The sequence below is a fragment of the Candidatus Nitrososphaera evergladensis SR1 genome (assembly GCF_000730285.1).
In the GTDB taxonomy this organism is placed as follows: domain Archaea; phylum Thermoproteota; class Nitrososphaeria; order Nitrososphaerales; family Nitrososphaeraceae; genus Nitrososphaera; species Nitrososphaera evergladensis.
Genome location: NZ_CP007174.1, coordinates 2,800,613 through 2,820,651 on the forward strand (window position 1 = coordinate 2,800,613; position 20,039 = coordinate 2,820,651).

31 protein-coding genes are annotated in these 20,039 nt (G+C 50.8%); 24 read left to right on the forward strand and 7 right to left on the reverse strand.

Annotated features, from left to right (window positions below; translation table 11 throughout):
* The first annotated feature begins 87 nt into the window (after positions 1 to 87).
* The 3 genes from NTE_RS15325 (at position 88) to NTE_RS15335 (ending at position 2,950) form a co-directional block, all read left to right on the forward strand.
* Positions 88 to 771, forward strand: a complete 684-nt coding sequence (locus tag NTE_RS15325) for a hypothetical protein (protein WP_148701814.1) — start codon at positions 88 to 90, stop codon at positions 769 to 771.
* 7 nt (positions 772 to 778) lie between these two features.
* Positions 779 to 2,101 carry a ParB/RepB/Spo0J family partition protein gene (locus NTE_RS15330; RefSeq protein WP_148701815.1) on the forward strand — a complete coding sequence of 441 codons (1,323 nt, stop codon included), beginning with the start codon at positions 779 to 781 and terminating at the stop codon, positions 2,099 to 2,101.
* An 84-nt stretch (positions 2,102 to 2,185) separates the two neighbouring features.
* A complete protein-coding gene (locus NTE_RS15335; protein WP_148701816.1) occupies positions 2,186 to 2,950 on the forward strand; it encodes a hypothetical protein in 765 nt (254 codons plus the stop codon).
* An 81-nt stretch (positions 2,951 to 3,031) separates the two neighbouring features.
* Here NTE_RS15335 and NTE_RS15340 read toward each other — a convergent pair whose 3' ends face one another.
* The 4 genes from NTE_RS15340 to NTE_RS15355 all read right to left on the reverse strand — a co-directional run bounded on the left by NTE_RS15340 (position 3,032) and on the right by NTE_RS15355 (position 4,735).
* Positions 3,032 to 3,307 carry a hypothetical protein gene (locus NTE_RS15340; RefSeq protein WP_148701817.1) on the reverse strand — a complete coding sequence of 92 codons (276 nt, stop codon included), beginning with the start codon at positions 3,305 to 3,307 and terminating at the stop codon, positions 3,032 to 3,034.
* A gap of 22 nt (positions 3,308 to 3,329) precedes the next feature.
* The gene (locus NTE_RS15345) at positions 3,330 to 3,833 is read right to left on the reverse strand and encodes a hypothetical protein (RefSeq protein ID WP_148701818.1); all 504 of its coding nucleotides are present in this window, start codon (positions 3,831 to 3,833) and stop codon (positions 3,330 to 3,332) included.
* A gap of 34 nt (positions 3,834 to 3,867) precedes the next feature.
* Positions 3,868 to 4,158, reverse strand: a complete 291-nt coding sequence (locus tag NTE_RS15350; RefSeq protein WP_148701819.1) for a hypothetical protein — start codon at positions 4,156 to 4,158, stop codon at positions 3,868 to 3,870.
* 97 nt (positions 4,159 to 4,255) lie between these two features.
* Complete coding sequence (locus tag NTE_RS15355; RefSeq protein ID WP_148701820.1) at positions 4,256 to 4,735, reverse strand: PrgI family protein; 480 nt, start codon at positions 4,733 to 4,735, stop codon at positions 4,256 to 4,258.
* Positions 4,736 to 4,808: 73 nt separating this feature from the next.
* On the opposite strand from NTE_RS15355, the gene NTE_RS15360 reads away from it, so the two are divergent.
* The 4 genes from NTE_RS15360 to NTE_RS15370 all read left to right on the forward strand — a co-directional run bounded on the left by NTE_RS15360 (position 4,809) and on the right by NTE_RS15370 (position 8,680).
* Positions 4,809 to 6,662: a VirB4 family type IV secretion system protein gene (locus NTE_RS15360; protein WP_148701821.1), complete on the forward strand. Its 1,854-nt coding sequence runs from the start codon at positions 4,809 to 4,811 to the stop codon at positions 6,660 to 6,662.
* Positions 6,663 to 6,724: 62 nt separating this feature from the next.
* Positions 6,725 to 6,856: a hypothetical protein gene (locus NTE_RS17420; protein ID WP_264357924.1), complete on the forward strand. Its 132-nt coding sequence runs from the start codon at positions 6,725 to 6,727 to the stop codon at positions 6,854 to 6,856.
* A 229-nt stretch (positions 6,857 to 7,085) separates the two neighbouring features.
* Positions 7,086 to 7,727 (forward strand): hypothetical protein, encoded by a 642-nt coding sequence (locus tag NTE_RS15365; protein ID WP_148701822.1) that lies wholly within the window; start codon positions 7,086 to 7,088, stop codon positions 7,725 to 7,727.
* A 20-nt stretch (positions 7,728 to 7,747) separates the two neighbouring features.
* Positions 7,748 to 8,680 carry a carboxypeptidase-like regulatory domain-containing protein gene (locus NTE_RS15370; protein WP_158385665.1) on the forward strand — a complete coding sequence of 311 codons (933 nt, stop codon included), beginning with the start codon at positions 7,748 to 7,750 and terminating at the stop codon, positions 8,678 to 8,680.
* Between the two features lie 185 nt (positions 8,681 to 8,865).
* On the opposite strand, the gene NTE_RS15375 is transcribed toward NTE_RS15370, so the two are convergent.
* The 3 genes from NTE_RS15375 to NTE_RS15390 form a co-directional block, all read right to left on the reverse strand.
* Positions 8,866 to 9,327: a hypothetical protein gene (locus NTE_RS15375; RefSeq protein WP_148701824.1), complete on the reverse strand. Its 462-nt coding sequence runs from the start codon at positions 9,325 to 9,327 to the stop codon at positions 8,866 to 8,868.
* Between the two features lie 211 nt (positions 9,328 to 9,538).
* A complete protein-coding gene (locus NTE_RS15380; protein WP_148701825.1) occupies positions 9,539 to 9,838 on the reverse strand; it encodes a hypothetical protein in 300 nt (99 codons plus the stop codon).
* A 465-nt stretch (positions 9,839 to 10,303) separates the two neighbouring features.
* Complete coding sequence (locus NTE_RS15390; protein WP_148701827.1) at positions 10,304 to 10,870, reverse strand: hypothetical protein; 567 nt, start codon at positions 10,868 to 10,870, stop codon at positions 10,304 to 10,306.
* 120 nt (positions 10,871 to 10,990) lie between these two features.
* Between NTE_RS15390 and NTE_RS16840 the strand changes: the two genes are divergently transcribed.
* The 17 genes from NTE_RS16840 (at position 10,991) to NTE_RS15470 (ending at position 20,038) form a co-directional block, all read left to right on the forward strand.
* On the forward strand, positions 10,991 to 11,149 hold the full coding sequence (locus NTE_RS16840) for a hypothetical protein (RefSeq protein ID WP_158385667.1): 159 nt from the start codon (positions 10,991 to 10,993) through the stop codon (positions 11,147 to 11,149).
* 1 nt (position 11,150) lies between these two features.
* Positions 11,151 to 12,674, forward strand: a complete 1,524-nt coding sequence (locus tag NTE_RS15395; RefSeq protein WP_148701828.1) for a hypothetical protein — start codon at positions 11,151 to 11,153, stop codon at positions 12,672 to 12,674.
* A gap of 188 nt (positions 12,675 to 12,862) precedes the next feature.
* A complete protein-coding gene (locus tag NTE_RS15400; protein WP_148701829.1) occupies positions 12,863 to 13,633 on the forward strand; it encodes a hypothetical protein in 771 nt (256 codons plus the stop codon).
* Entirely contained in the window at positions 13,623 to 13,904 is a 282-nt protein-coding gene (locus tag NTE_RS15405; RefSeq protein ID WP_148701830.1) for a hypothetical protein, read from the forward strand. The genes NTE_RS15400 and NTE_RS15405 overlap by 11 nt, the downstream gene beginning before the upstream one ends.
* Positions 13,905 to 14,204, forward strand: coding sequence for a hypothetical protein (locus tag NTE_RS15410; protein ID WP_148701831.1), 300 nt, complete (start codon positions 13,905 to 13,907; stop codon positions 14,202 to 14,204). It abuts the gene before it with no gap.
* Positions 14,201 to 14,392: a hypothetical protein gene (locus NTE_RS15415; protein ID WP_148701832.1), complete on the forward strand. Its 192-nt coding sequence runs from the start codon at positions 14,201 to 14,203 to the stop codon at positions 14,390 to 14,392. The genes NTE_RS15410 and NTE_RS15415 overlap by 4 nt, the downstream gene beginning before the upstream one ends.
* A gap of 9 nt (positions 14,393 to 14,401) precedes the next feature.
* The gene (locus tag NTE_RS15420; protein WP_148701833.1) at positions 14,402 to 14,581 is read left to right on the forward strand and encodes a hypothetical protein; all 180 of its coding nucleotides are present in this window, start codon (positions 14,402 to 14,404) and stop codon (positions 14,579 to 14,581) included.
* Complete coding sequence (locus tag NTE_RS15425) at positions 14,578 to 14,790, forward strand: hypothetical protein (protein WP_148701834.1); 213 nt, start codon at positions 14,578 to 14,580, stop codon at positions 14,788 to 14,790. The genes NTE_RS15420 and NTE_RS15425 overlap by 4 nt, the downstream gene beginning before the upstream one ends.
* Entirely contained in the window at positions 14,787 to 15,026 is a 240-nt protein-coding gene (locus NTE_RS15430; protein ID WP_148701835.1) for a hypothetical protein, read from the forward strand. The genes NTE_RS15425 and NTE_RS15430 overlap by 4 nt, the downstream gene beginning before the upstream one ends.
* A gap of 22 nt (positions 15,027 to 15,048) precedes the next feature.
* Positions 15,049 to 15,321 carry a hypothetical protein gene (locus NTE_RS15435; RefSeq protein WP_148701836.1) on the forward strand — a complete coding sequence of 91 codons (273 nt, stop codon included), beginning with the start codon at positions 15,049 to 15,051 and terminating at the stop codon, positions 15,319 to 15,321.
* Positions 15,308 to 16,117, forward strand: a complete 810-nt coding sequence (locus NTE_RS15440) for a hypothetical protein (protein ID WP_148701837.1) — start codon at positions 15,308 to 15,310, stop codon at positions 16,115 to 16,117. The genes NTE_RS15435 and NTE_RS15440 overlap by 14 nt, the downstream gene beginning before the upstream one ends.
* Positions 16,118 to 16,119: 2 nt before the next feature.
* Entirely contained in the window at positions 16,120 to 16,338 is a 219-nt protein-coding gene (locus NTE_RS15445) for a hypothetical protein (RefSeq protein ID WP_148701838.1), read from the forward strand.
* Positions 16,339 to 17,040: an ATP-binding protein gene (locus NTE_RS15450; RefSeq protein WP_148701839.1), complete on the forward strand. Its 702-nt coding sequence runs from the start codon at positions 16,339 to 16,341 to the stop codon at positions 17,038 to 17,040.
* Between the two features lie 43 nt (positions 17,041 to 17,083).
* A complete protein-coding gene (locus NTE_RS15455; RefSeq protein ID WP_148701840.1) occupies positions 17,084 to 17,368 on the forward strand; it encodes a hypothetical protein in 285 nt (94 codons plus the stop codon).
* Positions 17,369 to 17,489: 121 nt separating this feature from the next.
* Positions 17,490 to 18,563 (forward strand): hypothetical protein, encoded by a 1,074-nt coding sequence (locus tag NTE_RS15460; RefSeq protein ID WP_148701841.1) that lies wholly within the window; start codon positions 17,490 to 17,492, stop codon positions 18,561 to 18,563.
* 18 nt (positions 18,564 to 18,581) lie between these two features.
* Positions 18,582 to 19,244: a hypothetical protein gene (locus NTE_RS15465; RefSeq protein WP_148701842.1), complete on the forward strand. Its 663-nt coding sequence runs from the start codon at positions 18,582 to 18,584 to the stop codon at positions 19,242 to 19,244.
* Positions 19,241 to 20,038 (forward strand): hypothetical protein, encoded by a 798-nt coding sequence (locus NTE_RS15470; protein ID WP_148701843.1) that lies wholly within the window; start codon positions 19,241 to 19,243, stop codon positions 20,036 to 20,038. Before NTE_RS15465 ends, NTE_RS15470 begins: the two co-directional genes overlap by 4 nt.
* Position 20,039 lies beyond the last annotated feature (1 nt).

The window sequence follows — 20,039 nt, forward strand, 5'->3', positions numbered from 1 at the left end:
AATTATTGCGGGATGAAAGAAGAGCATTCCGCAACGGTACAACACTCCAGCTGCTATCCGTGGAATTGTTCCAAGCACCGGCCAGTTATGGCTCCTGATGGCGAGTATGTCTGCACCAAGTGCGGCATTGTCCTTTCTGATAGTGGCTCTGATCTACCAGAGGATGAGAAAATTGATTCTTCCTTATCGTCATCGTCATCACCGATAACAGACTCGCAAGTACAAAATCCAAGGTCAAACATCAGCCTGTTTCTTTCCCACAAGCTTGGTGGAAGCGAGGTTAGAAACCTTCCCGGCCTATCGACAGCACGCAGCCTAGAAATTGCAAACAGAGAGGATGACGATTATACCTCAGACAAAGGTGGCAAAAAGAAGGACAGGAGTAAGAAAAAGAAGAAAAAAGGTGCAATCCCATACCTCTCACGGTTTTCCAACGCATGCTCCAAACTCGGCCTGACGCATGCGGAATCGGAGCATGCTTGGCATCTCTTTTCTAGACTCTGCGATGAGCTGAGAAATCCCGATGCACACATAGTCATCAATACGTCTGAGATAGCTTGCTACACGATTGCCGCTGGCGTGGCAGCTACCACGAAGCGAGTCCTAGGCGAGCGAGCTATTGCTAACGCGGTAATGTTTGCATTTCATTCAAAGTCGGTGCGCGACCTCTACTGCATCAGAAGGATAGTGGAGACGCATTCTGAGGCTGTCACTGGCATCTCCAAGCCTGCGCTCACAGCGTCTGCAAAGTGGATAAGAGGGAGATACTAGCACAGAGATGGCATCGTCACCACCATCATCGCCATCGTGGTCGTCATCATCACCATCATCAAAACCAAGAATATTGCCGATCTCGAGCCTGCGCAAGTCGCGTGTGCGCGTGAACCTGCAGACGGAACAGATGATAGAAGCCATAAGGGCTTCTGTCGAAGAAGGCAGGGCGGTGCCTGGCATCACCGTGGGGCATGTGGGCAAGGCGGCATCCTCTTCATCCCATCACCACTACTACATCGTAGATGGTCACGCGCGTGTAGAGGCTTACCAGAGGGCAGAAATCGAAGAAATTAACATCGCCGAAGTATTAATTCTTGAAAGCGAGACGGATGTTCTCATAGAGCATGTAAGACGCAACCTCCATAGCCCAATGAATCCCATCAGGGTAGCCGCAGTAGCAGCACTGCTCGCAAAGGCACAAGTAGAAAACCCATTCAAGGCACTTGGCATTTCTCCTGTCATGGAAACTGCAGTGAACGTGCTGACCCATTGGCCAAACGATGTGCTTACCAAGCTCTCACGCGTCCTGGATACGAATGCGAGCAGATTCTCCGACGTGTATGCACTGCCACATTTCTTTACGGCGTTTGAGGAGCTGACTGAGAAGATACGTAGGGGCGACAAGGATGCAGAAGAAGAATTGCGCGGTGTAATCTCGTACATTGCACAGTACCTTGAATCAATAGGCCACGAAAATGAGTTCACGCTGCCTACTCCCGATCAGGTCTATGCATTAATGCGCGGGCGCAAACAGAGGATGGCTGCTTCCGCTTCACCAGGAGCTACGGCCACCGGTGCATCGCCGCTACAACAAGCGGCAAGACCATTATCGTCATCGTCATCAACCATTAGGAATCGTATGAGTAAGAAAGCTGTCGCTCAAGATGACGACGAGGAGGAGGATCATAAAGTAGGTAATGGAAGGGATGCCGGAGGAGAAGATAGTGATGTTAGATACAAAGCTCCTCTATTGATGCCCGATAGGAACAAGAGCATTATTCAGTGCACCCACTGCGGCAGGCCACAAGTAGTAGATCTCAAGACTGGCCATGCGTGCCCTCTTGAGACAGTTGCGGATGGGATGATCGAGGTAATACGAGATGGTGACGGCAAGAAGGCATACATTCTTGGCATCAAGGCGATGAGATTCCTTGGCCTGGATAGACCTGTTGAGGAAATATCACCCTCGAAGTACAGCGTGCTAGCTACCGACAGAAAGAGCGATGTCGAGCACATGCTAAGGTCTGCAAAGCCAATCTCGCGCTTTGTAGTCATAATATCTGATTCTGATGACTACAGTGATGAGGATGACAACGGCAGCAAGTAGGAGCCGTAGATACCGTTGGAGGCAGAGAGATTTCTGTCGTGCCAATCAGCTGCTGCGCCAACATATGAAAAATAAAGGTAGATAATGAAAAAGATCAATCAAGCACAGCACAGGAGTGACGGTAATGATAATGACGATAACTATTCCACTAGTATTAGAGAAGCTACATTGGGGACTGCTGTGCAAAGTCGCCGGCTTGTCAACTATAACTCGAAGGCATTTAGAATTCTAGAACAACTCTTCAAAGCTTCAGAACCAAAGCATAGTAGTTATCGATTTGCGACAAGAGCAGAAAGAAATGCGATGCGTCGGTTAGTGCGAGCAGGCCTCATTAAGGCTGAAACAGAAGAAGAGAGCATGCATGATAATAATAGTAATTGCTGTATTACCAGCAGTAGCCATCTATATACCAAATATTCCATTACCCTTGCAGGCAGAGCACACTACGTAGCTGCAGAACTCGGTCTATCTTTTCCTCAGCTCTGCTACCTAGCATGTGCCAGGAATGCTGTGCACAATTTCATCTTTACAGATGACCGGGTATTTTTTGCGAAAGATGTGTACACAATCTTTGGCTTGGTCTTCAAGGATATTTCGCCTAGCATTACAAGGTGGGAACTTGCACGGAAGGGATTTCTTGCGAGATATGCATGGCACATATCTTCTCTAGTAAGGCCACACTTTGTAGAATTAGAAAGAAGATACGCTACAGTTATGGATGAGCTATACCACTGGATGAAAAAGGAATACGATAGACAGTTTGCAGAAGCCATGCATGACCCCGTTATCGCCAAAATAGTGGTAGGCCCTGCGCAGCCACCGATAACAGAAGGAAAGAGAGCGGAATGATCGGCGGTGGTACTAACAACAAGAGTAATTACAAAAACAATCAACCTGAGTTTTCATCCTTGTTGAAAACATCATATTCTTTCAGCTGACGTTAGAGTGTCGATTATACTCCTTCAACGGAGCACGCAGAAGCACCGGTGATTTGAGTACAAGCTCATTTCTGTGGTACACCTCGATCCTGTAGACGGTTCCAAACCTCTCTTTTTCTTTTGATACGAGCAGGAATGAATAATCCCCTACCCTTTTGGCACGGTCTTGCTCAAGCGAAGATATTATTTCTTGAAGTGTCGAAATTTCAAAGCCTGTACTGGCACAGAACCGGAGAAAATAGCGCCAGTACTTTGTTTTGAGCAGCATATCTCCTCTTTCTCCCCACTCATCACCAAAAGGACAATACTTTTTTGGTCTCCTTCTCTGCTGGATTCTGCTGCTCGCTTGCCTGACTTCCCATCATCATCGTCGTCGTTGTCGTCCTTACGAACGTGCGGCTATGGAAAAAGGCATCAAGATGCAAGACCCCAAAGGCAGCCAGGATTGAGGACACGAGAAAGAGATCAAATGTGTGTGTGACCATAGACTGTAAACCAGTCGCTACTCCTACGGAAAAGGCAGCATGCACTGCAAACACTATCTTGGACTTGCGAGGGGCAAGGCGGGCCAGCACCAGAACAAGCACGTTGGCTTCGCGGCCTTCCATTACAAGCCGCCAGTGCTTTGCGGTAAAGCCTGCATCAGCAAACCAAGCCACGATCCAGAATAGTAAAGGCGGTAGCGAGGCAATCGCAGGTAGTGAGGAGGTCGAGAGTGGAGGGACAAAAAAGAGGATGGCACCAATCCAGGCAAGCGCAACTGCGTGGACAAGAACGTGGATGGTGTGGGGCATTTTCGCTTCTCCTTCGCTCCAATCTTATTGTTTTTTATTGCAGTTGCATCTTGATGGCGCCAAGAATGAGACCACCAGCTGCGATGACTGCGCCAAGGACAGTTATCACCGTGAACCCATTGCGCAGCACGTTTGCAAGTGCAGGTGGGAGACCGCCCGAACTTCCTGCAATGGTGTTTGAGGTTGTCTGTATGTTGTTGATGTCAACTCCAGAAAGCCATACGATGAGGCTGGGCGCAATTGCAACAGCTATTCCAGTGACTATCGATGCAACCATTATCCTCGTTACTTTTTCTTTTTCGTTGCCTTCAAGCTGAGACAGCATATCTACCTCGCAAGGCTTTTGTCAATATTTAACAAGGCAAAATCATAGGAAAAAGGTCGTCGGTATTTCTTTTACTTGTGAATCGACACAGTCAACTTCAGATTTTCTTTTTTCTTCCAAACGGAAATGAAGAGGATAGGAAACGTCTTTCAATCCTACTTTTCTCAAAGAAACCACTGGTGCCTTTGTCTAGTGGCTCTTTCTCCAGATATCTGGCCCTGTTGCTTTCAGATTCAGGTTCAGAGACCTCCGCAACATTATTGGCCATGAGTAAGGCTACTCTCTGTTTTTCTGTAACACGTTGATTCTTTGCAGCTAGAAACCGAGTTGCGGCAACGAAGTATTGCTCAAGGGGCATGACCCGGGGCCGGTAGAATGTGACCAACAGGGCAAGACAAGCAATGGCGGCGCCGGAGACGGACTGGTCAAGGCCTGTCGAAAGAGCGTACGCGAAGAGCAGACCACCAAATAGAGTGCCCACCTGTCTTAATGTCAGCCGCACAAACGAGAAGTTAAAGATCGGCTCTGAAAAAACACCCATGCTTTCAAACCACAAGACATCCACTTGGCCTACCATATCATATGTTCTGTCTATTCAGTCGTGATTCTGCTCTTAAAAGAAGAAGAGGACCACCACTGTTGTAGAAAGAATGGACATCTTTACCTACGAGATTCAGCCAACAAATTTTGATTCTCTACCTGACGAAAAGCAGGAAACTCTGCTGACACGCTTTGCATCCTTGCTAAACACTGCCGGAAAGATTACGATGACTCTTGCAAGAGAGAGTGTTGACTTTGGAGGACAGCGATTCTATACAAACAAGACCTACGTATCAAGCCCAGAAGAACAATTTGGCGAGTACCTCGCCTCTCTTGGTTTCAAATTCCGGACCGTTGATGCTGCACCTACTCTTGAAATTCTCTCTGAAAACACACGCCATGTCATCGCCAAATACACTCATGATGGGCCTGACAGCCCGCCCACAGGCCGCTTTGGACGCTTATTGGTATTGACGGGATTGAGGCCTGCGATGTCGCCGGCATGGATAAACTCGTTGCTGCAGCACTGCCATATAGTCGTAGTCAGGACAAGGAAGATAGATTCTGATCAAGCCTTGAGCATGGCGCAGAAGTATAAATCCACCATCGAGGCCGCAGCTGCAAAGAAGCCGAGCCTCATACCTAGGCTAGAGCGCGCGGCGGCTGTCTACCAAGGATTGCAGGCCCAGAGGACCGCCTTGTTTTACACCAGCGTATCCTGTGCTATTCTTGCCAATTCCAATAAAGATCTCGACATACAGTCCAAGAGTTTTATAAAAAGCATGAAGGCCGCAGAGGTACGTTTCGACGTCGTTCCTTTCCTGCAGCGCGATGCCGCACTAGGTAACTGGCGCAAGGACCTTATTCTCGAACTTGGCTCGCTTGCAATTACCTTTCCATTCGTCTCCTCAGACTTGCTTGAAGTTCAGGGCGGGATGCTGCTAGGCCAGAATGTCATAACCAAAGCGCCGGTTGTCTATGATTACCGGCTGCGCGACAACTATAACGTATGGCTGCTTGCCGCGTCAGGTTCCGGCAAATCGGTCACAGCCAAAGTCATTCTAAGGCGCATGACAGAAAATTACCCTGATGCCCATGTCTACGTCGTTGACCCACAGGGCGAGTATGAACAAATCTCGGATTATTTCGGCCTTACAGTAACCAAACTGACTGACGGTATCAACAATAAAAGTGTACGTCGCATGGGTTTCGACCCGTACGAGCTTTTCGATCCGATTGATGTACCTCAAGTCATCTGCGATATGGCCAAAGCTGACAGCCTGGCCCGCAATGAGATAACCGCAAAATCAGCTTCGGCCACTTCGATTTTTGAGCTTTACGACAAGGTAGACGAGAACACAAAGAAACACCTCGTCCAGTTGGTACAAGGTCCTTTCGCGGAATTGTTCAAGAAAGGGGCCGGGGACACCACCGAGATATCGACCAAGACGGTGATATCCCTTGAAGGCGCATTCGACAATGAAGAAAGAGAGGGTGTGCTTCTCACGCTTGCCCTTGCAAGAGCATGGAAGTCAATAGTAGCTGCACCGAGGCATCTCCCTAAGATTCTTGTCATTGATGAGGGATGGCTTTTGTTCAAGATACCCACGGCGGCACGCTTTGTCGAGATGATTGCAAGGACAGGACGCAAGCTAAACGTTCTATTCCTCTTCATCACCCAGAGACCAGCAGACGTATTGGAGAGCGAGAAGGGCAGGGTAATCCTGGAAAACTCTGACACGAGAATCCTCCTCAGGAATGCCGAGATTGCATCGCAGGAGGTCGCAAATGCGCTGTGGCTTTCAAAACGTGAGCGGGATATCTTGCCGCTGCTGATGAAAGGAGAGGCCCTAATTTTCACGGGTGAGCATCGCTTGAGAGTCAGAATAACGCCTGCATCGCCGGAAGAGCTTGCCATCTTCTCGACGTCGCCAAATAGCTTTACCCCTGAGTGTCCGCCTTGACATCACATCATCAGGTTCGGATTTAGAAGTGCCTTGCGCCTTCTAGAAGGCGAACGCTCCCATTGGAGTTGGTCAGGGATGACACGCAGTATGATGTACGCAGATATGTGGAATTACTGGCAGAGGTTTGCAATTCCATAACCGAGCCATTTGGGTTCACCGTCGAGACAGGCATCAATTTTCCAATCGCATAAGATAGTCAGAAGTTTTGGTGACAGAGATATCTTCTACCAGAGCTCCATTGTTAGTTTTCCATTGATTGAGGTATTTACAGAATAGTATCCCTTATACGTTATATACTTATAGAACTATCCTCTTTTTAAGCTGATGTCCAACAATCGGAGAACATTCGTTCTCTTTTCCGCATTCGGGGCTGTGGCACTGGCAATCGTATTGGCATTCTCTTCAGGAGTCAGAACTCCGATGCCAACAACGAACCTTGACGCAGCATCGACAATCGACAGCCAAATTCTGACATCCGTAGTAGCATCAGAGGAAGACTTACCGGCAATAGCTAGTTCGAAAGATATTCCATTTCGGGGTCCAACGAGCGACAACATGAAGTACTTCCTGATAGGCTATCCGCTGGCTATCAAGATGGAATCGGCTAACAAGGTGAATATCGGTGATTATCCATGGCTAGCCGGAATAGTTAATAGTGGCGAGACAATTGTGACACCCGAGCAGGCCGCACAATTCCTTAGTGGTTTCAAGGACAACAACTTTTTCGCGATCGCATTGCTGGATGGAACCACAAAGTACTACAACATTGATGTATACAACATCGACTTGATTCCAGGCAAAGCATATGTCAAGGCATACTTCATGAACGACTTTGAAGGAAAACCGTCTAAGCAGATCAGCGAAGCCGATGTTCCTTTCCTCAAAATTGCTATTGAAAACATGGATATCTGGACACCACTTGATGAGCCAAGCGATGCAAGCGCGTTGAAGACAATGCTTGATGATAGCAAGGTGAAAAACTTTGAGGTGGTAAAGAATGACGGCAAGATCGAGCTCTACAACATTCGGTTGATCGATTCCGCTCAGGAGACCGTGAGCTAAACAGGGAGATGCTGAAGAGAATGAACAACAAGATTTCATCAACCCTTCTTGCAGTCTTAATAGTGGCGTCGATAGCATCAATTGCGTACACAATAAGTGGTCAACCACAAAAGGCATATGCCACAAACATTACAATCAGCGGCAGGGTGGTTACATCGCTTAACACTAGCGTCGCAAATGCAAAAGTGTATCTGGAAGCACCATATCAATCAGGAAATGGATTTTTGACTCCTTATGAACATGCCTTTACAGCAGACGCTTTTGGATCCTTTTCGATATCGGTTCCTCAAGGATATACATATACGCTTGACGCAAGCAAGGATGGATCCAGTAGAGCGCGATATCCTACCACAATAACTACAAGCACCAGCGGTATCACTCTGATAAGCAATCCTCAAACAACAGCAATTCTCGACCTGTTCGTAGCACCAGACGACGAATTTAGAAGCCTTTATGGCGTGAACTCGGAGAGTACTGCGTGGAGCAAAATTACCTCAAAAGAAGCAGTATATAGAGACAATTGGAATGTGCATTTCAATAAGAAATACTATTCGACTGCATGGACTTCTCCAAGCTCCACCGATATGCTTACGTTGCTAAATGATGCTGCGTCTGATACTGGATGGAGTTCTGGAAGCTACCAAGGGGCAGATGAGTTATTGGCTATAACAGGAATATCGGGCACTTTGTACTGTGGACCAGATCCCGCATCCGGTTGCGTACCTACTCCTCTGCCCTCTACTGGCGGCACACATCCAAAGGCACTTGTCCAAGAAGGTACGGCCATCACAGAGGCAGTGAATCACGAGTTATTACACAACTACGGATTCTCGCACCATACAAGTAACTACTATTGCATAATGAACACTGGGTTATGGAAAGACAATGATACGGCACAACCAAGCTATGATGATACAATGGCAATCAGTGGTTCGAGAAGGAGTTGGTATTAGCAAGCTACCGCTCCCCCTTCTCTCTTTTTTTAGTCCCAAACTAGCTGACCAAGGAATCGGCCGTATATAAGAATCCATTTTGTTATAGGCGATTTGGGTTGTATGCTTATTCTTTTAAGATTCTGACCTTCTTAACAAAGCCTTTGGAATCTGAAGAATTTTGCCTCCCGGCAGCGAATTTTGACTCAAGCGGTAATTTCGATCGAGTTCTCGGCAATGGGCCCCAAGCTCTCAGGGTTTTCTAAACCGCTGACGGCAAAAGTTCTGAGTGTATAGATGTCGGAGTAAAGGGGTGTCCAAGATATTCCCATCTCAGTCTTGTTATTTGCTCCCAATGTACCAGTCTGAAACGCCAGATACTCTGTCACACCAATGGAATTCCTAATTTCTATTATTTGTGCAAACTTCAAATCACTTGGCTCGCGATTATTTGCAACGACCCAGACCACGACTTGTTTGCCCACAACAGATTTTTGAACTTCGACTGATTGATCAGCCGACTTTAGAAAAGGCATGCTTGGAATAATAGAAGCGCGAGATTCTGCCATAGCAGGTTCTACTCCAACTGATGACAAACTTGGCAGCATAATGGCCACGATACCCAAAATAAGAAGTATCGGGCTTACATTCACCCTTAGGCGGGTCATCAAACTGAATGAACTCTGTACTTCCCGGTAATAAAATTGACGGTATCAGGCTCTACCCGATATCCTATCCTTACAATATCCACACGTGGTTTCCTACCCCTCCAATTGCAACTTCCTGAATTTTACTATTTGCAATCTGACGTTTTTTGTGAAACCGAACATTTGGCTCACACAAGTAGGGTATCAAGGTAAGCTAAAAGGCTGCTGAACGCTAGAAGTTTCGTTCTACCTGCTTCATAAGTTCAAGAATGGACCTGACCTTCCGGGTCAGATCATAAGTCGTCCTCATCGGTCTACTGTCCATAACAGTTCTTTCCAGTAGCCCCATTTTCGTTAGTCCGTTTAGGATGATGGTGATTGATGCCCTGCTCCTGACAAGTTTCTGCTCGAATGCGTATCTCATCACATCGTTGTAATGCATGCTCCCCTTCTCGTCGATATGCGCAAGAACCTCATAGAACCTCTTCTTGGCCGTCCCTTTCCCGAAATCTTCGAATTCGCTTGATGTCAACGGCTCGAAAGATATTTGGTCTAGAGTATTAGACAATTGCCGAGTTAGGCAACTGCTATTTTCTCTCGCTCTAATAGGTGGATCATCGCTTTCTCTGACGATGCGGACATACCAGCGTCGTGCAATCAGCCCTGCAATCGCTACAATCGTTCTTATCGGCGTAGCCTTGGCAATAGCCACGCCTGCAATTTTCCAGAACAGCCCTTTTAGCCGATTTTGAGCGTGTTAAGATACTTTAGAGGGTATCTTGACGGTATCTTAACACATTTTTCCATTTCACAGTGCGGCAGCACAGTGCGGCATACGTCAATTTCTATGCGGCAGCACAGTGCGGCAGGATACTATAGTTATACGGCAGCATGAAAACTTGATGCATGGCTTTTGTCAAATAGTGTCTAAACCGTGGAAAGTCGTTAAATGGTTGGAAATTCCATCGTAAAAACGGGCTGGAAAAAGGGCTATTGACTAACTATCATCTTTAACTCTGCTCTCCCCCCCCCTGTTGGCTTTTTTATTTGGTCGGTTTGTTGCTATTGCATGTTCTGTTTCAGCAATGTCGGCGTAGTCGCAGCCGTAGGATTTACATTTGAAGCAATATGGACGACCTTGGCGAAAATCAATCAAGTGTGTCTTGCCTGCCGAGTCTGTAAAGGTCATGGGAAGCACTGATTTCTGTTTGATGTTCAATGTTCCTAGTTCTGGCAGCGCCAAGGCAAAATGAACATGCTCGCAATCGTTGGACTCGTCAAGGTAGCAAATCAGTTGACTATCTTTTATCACAATTTCCGCCGTACGGTCTTTCATGTCGTCTTTGACAAACAATGATGTTTCCGTCCTGCCTGCAAATGACAGGCTTGGTGCATATCTTTTTAGAAATTCGTCTTTTTCTACCGACATTAGCACAATATCGTTGACAAAATCCTTTAGGCTCTTGCCTTTGGCCTCTGCAGCCTTCTGTGCTATTTCATATACTGACTTGTAAAACTCAACATTGACAACGCCCTGCGCATTCTTCGGGTTTTTCGGTGGCATGTTGCAGACATGCTATTAACATGCTAGGACTATAAAAGACTTGATGCCGCCAATCTCAATCGTTTTGACATGTCAATAGCACGGCAATGCTTTTATACATGTTAATGCTGTGTTATTGGCATGTCGATGACGAGTCAAAGGGAGGACACGACGTTGAACGTCGACAGGGACATTCTCGACTTGCTCGGGATTTTGGCGGTGCAGGAGAACCGCACGAAAAAAGGCGAGATAGCGTTCCTCGTTAAAGAACGTGCAAGGAAGTTGGGAGTGAAGGCGTAGCATGGCGGTCGTTGCAGGGTTCCAATCCACAATCAAGCCATCCATGCCTGCGCCTTCACTTTCTAGCGGCGACACGTCTCTAAAAGGCATTCGCAAAAGTCGGATGAGAGACGACAGTGGCAAGCGAGTCGCCGACAAGGGCGAGATTGAGCGCCGCATCGTGCAGCTGCTTGAAAAACCAAAGACGACAGGAGAACTGGCGGCGCTGATGAACCGCAGCAGCCCCAAATCGTTCTACCGTGACTACATCAAGCCGATGTTTGAGCGCGGCCTCATCGAAAAGGATGGCGACTACTGGAAGCGCAAGGGCGCCGCTGAAGAGACCGTGCGCCGTGAGCGCTTTGAAGACCTGACGGACGAGGCCTTTGGCAAGTTGCCATGCATGCAGCGCCTTGTAAAAAAGATGAGTGAGATAGAGCGTGGCGACGACTTTTACGGCAGGATACGGCGCATTTGCACAGGCCAATACATCAAGGGATTCAAGTGCCACCCTGAAGCATGGGTGGCCGCTGACAACAAGGACGCATCAACAAACGCCGTCACTCAGACATTCGTTGACGCCTACAAGGCCGAGAAGGGCACGACTCGCCTTGACAGCATGACGAGGCAGGCCGTGAGATACTTTTACTCTTACGTCATCGGCCGAGAGATGACCGACGCAGAAAAGACAGAGTATGGCCTTGACGGCAAAAAAGACCGCATCGGGATGCACAACGATGTCAAACTCACTGACGAGCAGATTGACGCAGGGCTTGACTTTTTCATCAACAAGGAAGAAAATGAAGAGATGGCGGCCTACTGGGCTTTTGCCATAGAGACCTTTGGCCGTCCAAACCGTGTCTTCAATGCCGACCCCGACAAGTTCACCTTTGCCAAGCGCAAGATAACCAAGGCCATCATCGAGGGCTTTGACGAGCCAATCTACGAGCCAAAACTCGTGCAGTTCTTCAGAGGCCTTGCACTCGTGCTGCCAGGGAAGGTGCGCATAGAGACTGTCGAGTCTGAAATAATGACAGGCGAACTCTACGAGAGCAAGACCGACAGGACATGGAAAAAATTTGCACTGCATCCAAAGTCAGTCGCCATCATAAAAGCATGGGTTGAGCAGCGCCGCCGTGCCCACCGCAACACTATGTTTGGCGACGATGGCGAGTCCTATGATGAATTTGCCTTGCGCATCAATCACGAGTTGCGCAAGGTCTACCTTCACCTTGGACTGATAAAGCCCGTCTGCGGCTGCGGCAAGGCCTTTGCGAACAATGACGACTATTTGGAGCACGGCAGACACAAGAACAGGGGCAAGACTGGCTGCCCGCAGTGGAAGAAAAAGGCCAAAACGTCCTACTGGGAAGACAGGCCTTCATACACACTGCGACACTGCGGCGCTCACCTTTGGCTGAGGCGCACGGGCTACAACTATGGCGCCGTTGCTGCCATGGGGTGGGAAGACCTGTCAACGCTGCGCACCTGGTATGGCGCCTTTGACATGACGCAACTCGAAGCGAACCTGATGCGTGAGTGGTAAGGGGGTGAATGGGGAAAAATGTGGAATATTTTATGTCAAGAATGCAAAAAGACAGGGCGAGCAGACGGAGAAGGAATGCTGCAGTCCTTCTACACTGAATTTGCTGCCAAACTAGCAAGCGACATGCACAACGTGACGCACGGGCACAACTCGTACGTGCGTGCTGATTATGAGGAGGATTGAGCAGCATGGGGAAATACAGTTACAAGAACCGTGTCTACGTCTACCCTGCTGATGACCTTTATGAGAAAATAAAGGCCGAAGCCAAAGCACAAGGCAAGAGCCTGAATGAATATGTCAAGGGCGCAATTGAGGCTTTTGCCAATGGGGAAATCGTGCAGACTTCGAAACTTTTCACTGGCGAGCCTTCAACGGCGTGCGTCTATGGCTTGGAGGCCTGCACCGCCTGTCCGCTCCGCAAAGCCTACCCAGAACTGCAAAAGCCAGAAAACGCCCTTGCGCTGCTGAAATTCTGCAACGGCTGCCACATCAAGAAACTTGCCATAGAGTTAGAAAAGGCCAAAATCAAGGCCCGTGACCGCATCAACGCATCAGCGCCGCCAAGAACAACAACACCAGCAGCAGTGCCCGTGCAGCAGGCCAGCACCGCGCCGCCACGCCGCATCTTTGACTGCATCAACGGCTGCGGCTGCAAACTCTACTGGCCCGCTGGCCCGACTAAAGACAACCCGAAGTGCAGGCCCCTTGAAGCAGAGACAAACATCGTGCATTTCTGCCCTCTCTACAAGCCAAAACCAAAGACAGAGAGTCAGCAAGTCGCCGCCATGGTCATGGGGCGAGTCACCTGCTCCGTGTGTAAGCAGGGCTTTTCTGCCGACTCTTACGGGGAATTGGAGCGAGACTTTCTCGACCACATAGACAAGGACGAGCATCGAGATGTCAAGGATGATGAAGTTGAGCAGCTGCGCAAGGCTGCGGAGGTGCTCGGTGATGACTGAAAGCACCCTTTCCGACATCGAAGCACGCCTGCGCATCTATAGCGCCTTGAAGAAGGCCAACGACAAGGACGATGAACTTGAGCCAATAACTGCTGAAATCATCAACCGCATTGGCGAGCGCACACGTGTCATGGCAGGGGTTCGCAAACTGCTCAAACAGGACTTGAAGACGTGCATCAACATGCTGGAATTCCCTGCCGACTACAAAGACGAGGTCAAATCGCTGCAACTTGTGCGCAACACGGCCAACCTCATCATCAAGGTGCTCTAAATGGCCGACCAGCGAGAGTTTTTGAACGCAAAGAAGGGCGGCCACTGCGACCACTGCGGCTCTGACGGGCTGCTGTTCGTGCAGCGTGTCGTCAGCGGCCACAGCGAGCGCTACTATGGCTATGTCAAGCACCCTGCCGAATTTGAAGACAGCAAGCAGGTAGCGACGGCAAAACGCTGCTACGTAGGCCTGCTATCGAAATACATCACGGGGCGCACGTGCGACCACTGCGGCCGCCGCTGCAAATTCAGCGAGTGCTACAAGTGCTCACGCAAAAGGAGGGCGGCAGTTGCAGCATGACGACTACGACCCAAAGCAGCGCTGCGTTTGCGGCGACACAAGAGCACAGCACGGCGGCGCCAGATGCGACACTGGAAAATGGAAAATGGCCTCAAAGTGGGCGGGTCGCTGCCATGCTAGACGCTATGTCACAGATGGAGAGGGCACGCACGAGGTTCCTTGCTTCTGTCTGGCATTCGTGGGAGTGAGCGGCAAAGATGGCGACAAAAATCAGAATCATCTTCGAGTTGACATGCCAGTGCGGCAAGTGCAGCAGCGACCTCAAGCACTTCAAGGCGCACGTCAAGGACTGCCGAGAATTCAAGAGTCTGCCGCCAAAACTGCAAGGGCTGTTCGAGACCTTGATTCATTCTGCGGGGGAGATGGCGCCTAAATGAAAGGTGGCTACAGACACGGGAATTATTTCCTGCACCGGGTCAATGTCGTCAACGGCTCGGTTGTTGGAAAATTGCCAGAGGTGCCTGCCATGCGCAAAGCGTATCTGAAATATTATGCGCACGCCAAGACGGTCAGGGAATTAGAGGCGCACGTTTTTTGGCGCTTCGAGTTGGCTGCGGCTGGTGTTTTGGAGTCGATGATGCCATGACCTGCAAGGGCATTCACGCACGCTTTCAGGGCTATCGCCGCCAAACAGCCAAAAAGCCAGACTACCATGTAGAGCAGTGGTGCAAGGGCTGCGAGTGCACCTTTGACATCGGCCTATACGTCAAGTGCCCGTGCTGCCGCTTCAACCTGCGCAGCAATCCCCTACATCGTGACGTAAAGTCAAGAGTGCCGCTGGAGATTCGTGGTCGGCCAATGCCGACCGTGACTCCTCTTTAACACCCTTTTCTTTTTTTTCTTCATGTCTTCTTCTGAAAATCCACCGCCCGCCGCCGCACCTGCGAGCGAGCAAAGCCAGTCGAAACAGCCCGACGCTTCAATCCCTGTTGGTCATTCTCCTCAAAAGCAAGAGGCGCCGACTGACGCTCAAAGCAAGCAGGGCAGCAAAAAGGGCGGTAGTGGATGGGGTCTCGTCATCGGCATAGTCCTTTTGGGCTTTGCTTTTGGCATGGGCTACTATCTCTACACGAAGCGCAACGAGGAAAAGGAGGAAAAACCAGTTGAGCAGCAATAGTGAAGCGCCTGCAACAGCCGACAAGCCATCCGAGACGCAGCGGATTTTGAAAGAACTTGCTGCGGCAATCGACAGCGGCAGCGACCTGACAAACAAGGAAACAAGGGTGCGTGTCTGTCACGACATCGAAGCAAGGCTGCAAGTGCCCTATGGGAATGTGACAAAGCAGGTGAATCGTGCGCTTCGAGAGGCAGCGCAAAAGGCAGGGGCCCCGCCCGCATCAGTCAAGCGCAACCTTGGCGGCAGCACGACAGAGGTCAAAATCCCGCCGCTTGCGCAAGCAGAGCAGGCAGCAACAAGCACAGAGCCAGCGGCTAGATCTACTGAGCCAGCGGCGCCAGGGCAGCAGGCCTCGCAGCCGCAGCGGCCAGAAAACGCCATCCTTGCCAAATACAATAACCTTGAAGAGTTGATGGCAGGCCCAGAATATCAGCGCCTTTATCTCACGTTCTACTCGGCCTTTTCAGAAGTGCACGGCATGTATGCCCGCATCGGCATCCCGCCTTTTGAAGAGGAAATAGAGTTCACCGTCGTCGGCTCTGACGGCACGACACGCAAGCAAAAGATGTTGAGGACGCAGCACCTTGCGCAGCAGTGGGCGCTTGCCATGATAAAATTCGGGTGGGATTTTCCGCCTTGGCTTGAAAAGGGGATGCTCATCGGTGGAACGCTGCTCACGCTGGCAATGCCGCCACTGGCGCACTTTGGCCTGCTTGACGACATAAAGAGCGGCTTTGGACGCAAGAACAAGAAAGACGCAAAGCCCGAACCTGAAAAGTCGGAGAACCCTCTCTAGGCATGTTCAGTCCTGCGATGATTGCCAAGGCCAAAAAGGCCAAGGAACTACACAAGAGCGTGCCTGCTCCTTTGAAGGTGCACGAGCACATCGAAGACAGGCCAGAGGGTGCAGGCCTCTATGTCTTTCAGGCCTTGTTTGCAAAGAAGGAAGACGCCGAGCGCTTTATGCAACTCTACCAGTTGAGCAGCGACCTTGAAAAATACGTAGAGGGTGACTAGATGGCTATCGACTATCAAGACCACTTTAACTTCAAGTGGGAGGTCGGCACTGAGAATAGCGTCGTTATCGGCGCCCACTGGCAGGGCAAGACGCACCTTGCGGCAAACTTGATAGCCCGCTCGATTCTTGGCGCCTATCCACTTTGGGCATGGGATTATCACGGCAAACTGCGCAAAGAACTGCTTTCAAGGCACCTGACGCCACAGCAGCAGGCGCTTGTCTATCATGGCACTTGTAAAAGGGTAGAGATGATTCGCAAGGGCACTAACTTTGTCGTGCCGCTCGACCTTGGCATTCGGCACTTTGACGAGTTCTGCAACCTTGTCAACAGGCAGGCCAACATGCACGTGATGATTGACGAGGCGCACAACTACAGCAGCGCCCACCGCATCTTGCCGTCCTACGAGCGCCTTGTCAGAGACAAGGGCAACCAAAACGTATCATACACGGCCATCTTCCAGCGACCAGCAGAGAACCACAAGAGCATCATTTCAAACGCCACGCACCTTTTCATCTTCAAACTGCCGCTGCACACGGACGTTGACTACCTGCGCAAGTGGGTCGGCGCAGAGGTGGAATTGCTGCTGCAGCCTGAATTCCGCAAGTTTTACGAAAAAGAGCCAGAATTGCCGAACCGTTCTTTCATCTACAAGGACACGAGGGCGAGCAGGCCGGTCGTGGTCAGGGGTGGTCTCCATTGAGCGTGACACGAGCGCCCCATCCATCAAGAGACCCTGAAATGTATTGCCATTCTTGCCACTGTCCGGCGTGTTTCATGGCAAGACGAATCGAGAGAGAAACATCGATTCGCTTTGCATGGGGGGGATTGACTTGAAGCGCCGCATCAAAATCTTCCGCTGCCCTGACTGCCGCAAGGGGTTTGAATCCTTGCGAGGATTGAATGACCACATCACCAAGACAGGCCACAACGAGCGCCAGAAAATAAGGGCGGAAACCAAAGTCACGTCAAGAGGCCTGTCGGTCGTTTTTATAGCCTGCGCAGCACAGGCCAGTTCTATTGAGGGCTGAAACGCCCTTTCATGGAATTCCAATCCATCATCGTAGGCGTTGGCATTGCCGTCGTCGGAACCGTCATCGGCATAGCCGTCGCCAAGAGAGTAGGCGTTCTTTAGGAGGCTCTTTTTTCTAAATGGCCTTCAAGGTTGAACGCAAACCGCTGGACTCTGCAAGAGACACACTGGACATAGCAAACAACCTCAACAAGCCGGGGCTGAAAATCGAACTGCCGCAGGACAAGTGGCTCAAGAAAATATGGATTATTCTCAAGGGTCAGGTTGACACGTCGGGCGCTTCAACGCTCAACGAGGATAACCCAATGTCGCTCATCAAGAACGTGCGCCTTGTGGTCAACGGCAAGGCTGTGCGCACCGTCGATTTTCCCATGCTGTACTACCTCAACATCTTTGACTACCACGGCGTAGTGCCGACAAGGTTCAAGACGCCGACAACGGCGCTGACGAACCAACTGTTCAAGGCTGTCGCGTGCATCGACTTTGCCACAAACCCGCAGGCGCCAAACGGCGATTTCAGCGCCATTGACGCCATGCTTCCGGCGCAAGACCTGTCGTCACTTTCGCTTGAAGTTGACACGGGCGCAGCGTCGGACCTTGGCACGAACCTCACGTTCGACAACGCAAGCCTCTACACCGTGCTTGAACAGGTCAGCATGGACAAGGCCACGGAGGAGAACCTCTACGGCAAGAACCGCGAGAAATTGTGGTTCATTCTCCAATCGATGGCCGAAAAGAAGATTGACGGCGCCTACACGAACTACCAGTTTTCGCAGGACTTGCCAGTAGGAAACGTGCTGCGCAGGTCGCTCATCAAGGCAGTGGACAACGGCATAAGGTCAGACTCTATCGTGTCTGGCTTCCGCACGAGGGTGCCCGTTGCCTTCATGGAGGACGTGTGGAACTGGGAGAGCGCACAGGAAGACGACCGTGTTGGCTTGCGCCTTGGCAAACTGACAGGCACAAACGAGATAGAGACCTCAAGCGGCACTGCAATCATCCCAAGCATCAGGGGCTTGGTGCTGAACGACTATGCCGACCTTGGCTTCATCAACGCCACTTCGTTGAAGAAAGGCTCGGTAGTGTGGGAGGCAAACACTGGCTCGCCGACAGGCACGAGCAAGGTCGTCATGCTGCACGAGGAACTTGCAAGCGCACAAGCGGCGCTAAACGCACTGAGCACTGGCAGGTAAGGAGGCGCAGCACCTTACTTGTCATCAGTCGTTCTTTCCCCCTTGGTGACGACGGCAGGTCCGTCGTCGCTTTTTCCATTATTTGGGCTTGGCGGCAATGTGCCGGAAGGCTCGCTAGGTGACAGCATCAACAAGGCCACTCTAAAGGCGCTTGATAACATACGTGCGGCAGTCGGCATTTCTGGCTTTGTGGTTGACAATGCGGTTGCCACCCCAAAGGCCAAGGACGTGAGCAAGTCGTCATCGACAGGCGGCAATGCACCTTCTGGCGGCGGTGGCGGCGGTGGAATGTCAAGAGGCAGCGGCGCAGGCGACGACAAGCCGCCAGCAGCAGGCAGGCCGGCCAGACTGTCAGACTTTAAAACAGCGCTAAAGATTGGAGCGACAGGCGCCGCTGTTGCGGGCGCTGGCCTTGCCGTCAATGAAACGGCAAAGCAACTCGGACAAACTGCCAATGATGCTGTCGCAACGACGGGCGAGGTCATCAAAAACATCTCTGACTCTGTCGGCAAAGGGCTTGACAGCGCATCTCAGGCGGTGGGAGACGCCCTTTCTCCAATCACTGACCCGCTAGGCTTGAGCGACCCTGAGACAAGAAAGAACATCGGCGGCCTTGTCATCGGCGTGCTGGTGGTCGGAATCATCGGCTTCGGCCTCTTTATGGTGATGAGTAGGAAATGAAAGCAGCCCCTCTAATCGGATTTGTTATCATCGGCGGTGTTGCAGCCTACGCTATTTGGCGCCTTGCTTCGGCAAAGTCAGCCGCAGCATCGACGCCCGCTGGCAGCGGCACCCCTTCCCCCAACAACGTGCAGCCGTTGACAGTGATAGTGCCCGCTGGCGACAGCGGCAGCACTGGCGGCGCCAGTGCGCCTATCGGCATAGGTCCAGTTGACCAGCAGCAGGTGCAGGCCAGAGAGGAAGCAAACACCGCAATTGCAGAGAACAACGAGCAGGTCACGGGCTTTGCGGCAGGCGACAAAGGACCGATACCGACCATTCCAGTGTCGTTTCTGACAACGCAGACAAACCCCGTTACTGGCAAGGAGCAGGCCGTCTTCCTTCGCACCGACAACGGAGGCGTGCCAGCAGCTGCAGCCTTCCAGTTTGGAGAGAACACGGTCGGCTTCATCGAACAAGTGCCCTTTGGCGCTCCAAGCGGCGCTCAAAACGTCATCCAACTTTCACCCGACCAGCAGTTTGGCTTCCATCAAGTCAGCGGCGGCAGCGGCGGTCCTTTGAAGCCGGGCGACCCTGGATATGAACAGGCCGTGGCGTCGGCAAGGGCGAAAGTGGCAGCAGTGAGGGCAGAACAAGGCGCAGTGGAAACAACTGATGCAAAGACGGGTTTGACGACAATCACATACACGAACACGGGCGCATCATCAAAGCCAGCATCATCATCATCAGAACCTGCGAGCAGCAGTGGCCTGCTGTCCTTCCTCAACGTCAAGAATCCAGCGAGGGCGAAATAGG

What these genes read in the sequence shown, in the direction of transcription:
- NTE_RS15325 (WP_148701814.1), top strand. Translation starts at nt 88, where the DNA reads ATGGCTCCTGATGGCGAGTATGTCTGCACCAAGTGCGGCATTGTCCTT.
- NTE_RS15330 (WP_148701815.1), top strand. Translation starts at nt 779, where the DNA reads ATGGCATCGTCACCACCATCATCGCCATCGTGGTCGTCATCATCACCA.
- NTE_RS15335 (WP_148701816.1), top strand. Translation starts at nt 2,186, where the DNA reads ATGAAAAAGATCAATCAAGCACAGCACAGGAGTGACGGTAATGATAAT.
- NTE_RS15340 (WP_148701817.1), bottom strand. Translation starts at nt 3,307, where the DNA reads ATGCTGCTCAAAACAAAGTACTGGCGCTATTTTCTCCGGTTCTGTGCC.
- NTE_RS15345 (WP_148701818.1), bottom strand. Translation starts at nt 3,833, where the DNA reads ATGCCCCACACCATCCACGTTCTTGTCCACGCAGTTGCGCTTGCCTGG.
- NTE_RS15350 (WP_148701819.1), bottom strand. Translation starts at nt 4,158, where the DNA reads ATGCTGTCTCAGCTTGAAGGCAACGAAAAAGAAAAAGTAACGAGGATA.
- NTE_RS15355 (WP_148701820.1), bottom strand. Translation starts at nt 4,735, where the DNA reads ATGGTAGGCCAAGTGGATGTCTTGTGGTTTGAAAGCATGGGTGTTTTT.
- NTE_RS15360 (WP_148701821.1), top strand. Translation starts at nt 4,809, where the DNA reads ATGGACATCTTTACCTACGAGATTCAGCCAACAAATTTTGATTCTCTA.
- NTE_RS15365 (WP_148701822.1), top strand. Translation starts at nt 7,086, where the DNA reads ATGCCAACAACGAACCTTGACGCAGCATCGACAATCGACAGCCAAATT.
- NTE_RS15370 (WP_158385665.1), top strand. Translation starts at nt 7,748, where the DNA reads ATGAACAACAAGATTTCATCAACCCTTCTTGCAGTCTTAATAGTGGCG.
- NTE_RS15375 (WP_148701824.1), bottom strand. Translation starts at nt 9,327, where the DNA reads ATGACCCGCCTAAGGGTGAATGTAAGCCCGATACTTCTTATTTTGGGT.
- NTE_RS15390 (WP_148701827.1), bottom strand. Translation starts at nt 10,870, where the DNA reads ATGCCACCGAAAAACCCGAAGAATGCGCAGGGCGTTGTCAATGTTGAG.
- NTE_RS16840 (WP_158385667.1), top strand. Translation starts at nt 10,991, where the DNA reads ATGTCGATGACGAGTCAAAGGGAGGACACGACGTTGAACGTCGACAGG.
- NTE_RS15395 (WP_148701828.1), top strand. Translation starts at nt 11,151, where the DNA reads ATGGCGGTCGTTGCAGGGTTCCAATCCACAATCAAGCCATCCATGCCT.
- NTE_RS15400 (WP_148701829.1), top strand. Translation starts at nt 12,863, where the DNA reads ATGGGGAAATACAGTTACAAGAACCGTGTCTACGTCTACCCTGCTGAT.
- NTE_RS15410 (WP_148701831.1), top strand. Translation starts at nt 13,905, where the DNA reads ATGGCCGACCAGCGAGAGTTTTTGAACGCAAAGAAGGGCGGCCACTGC.
- NTE_RS15415 (WP_148701832.1), top strand. Translation starts at nt 14,201, where the DNA reads ATGACGACTACGACCCAAAGCAGCGCTGCGTTTGCGGCGACACAAGAG.
- NTE_RS15420 (WP_148701833.1), top strand. Translation starts at nt 14,402, where the DNA reads ATGGCGACAAAAATCAGAATCATCTTCGAGTTGACATGCCAGTGCGGC.
- NTE_RS15425 (WP_148701834.1), top strand. Translation starts at nt 14,578, where the DNA reads ATGAAAGGTGGCTACAGACACGGGAATTATTTCCTGCACCGGGTCAAT.
- NTE_RS15430 (WP_148701835.1), top strand. Translation starts at nt 14,787, where the DNA reads ATGACCTGCAAGGGCATTCACGCACGCTTTCAGGGCTATCGCCGCCAA.
- NTE_RS15435 (WP_148701836.1), top strand. Translation starts at nt 15,049, where the DNA reads ATGTCTTCTTCTGAAAATCCACCGCCCGCCGCCGCACCTGCGAGCGAG.
- NTE_RS15445 (WP_148701838.1), top strand. Translation starts at nt 16,120, where the DNA reads ATGTTCAGTCCTGCGATGATTGCCAAGGCCAAAAAGGCCAAGGAACTA.
- NTE_RS15450 (WP_148701839.1), top strand. Translation starts at nt 16,339, where the DNA reads ATGGCTATCGACTATCAAGACCACTTTAACTTCAAGTGGGAGGTCGGC.
- NTE_RS15460 (WP_148701841.1), top strand. Translation starts at nt 17,490, where the DNA reads ATGGCCTTCAAGGTTGAACGCAAACCGCTGGACTCTGCAAGAGACACA.
- NTE_RS15470 (WP_148701843.1), top strand. Translation starts at nt 19,241, where the DNA reads ATGAAAGCAGCCCCTCTAATCGGATTTGTTATCATCGGCGGTGTTGCA.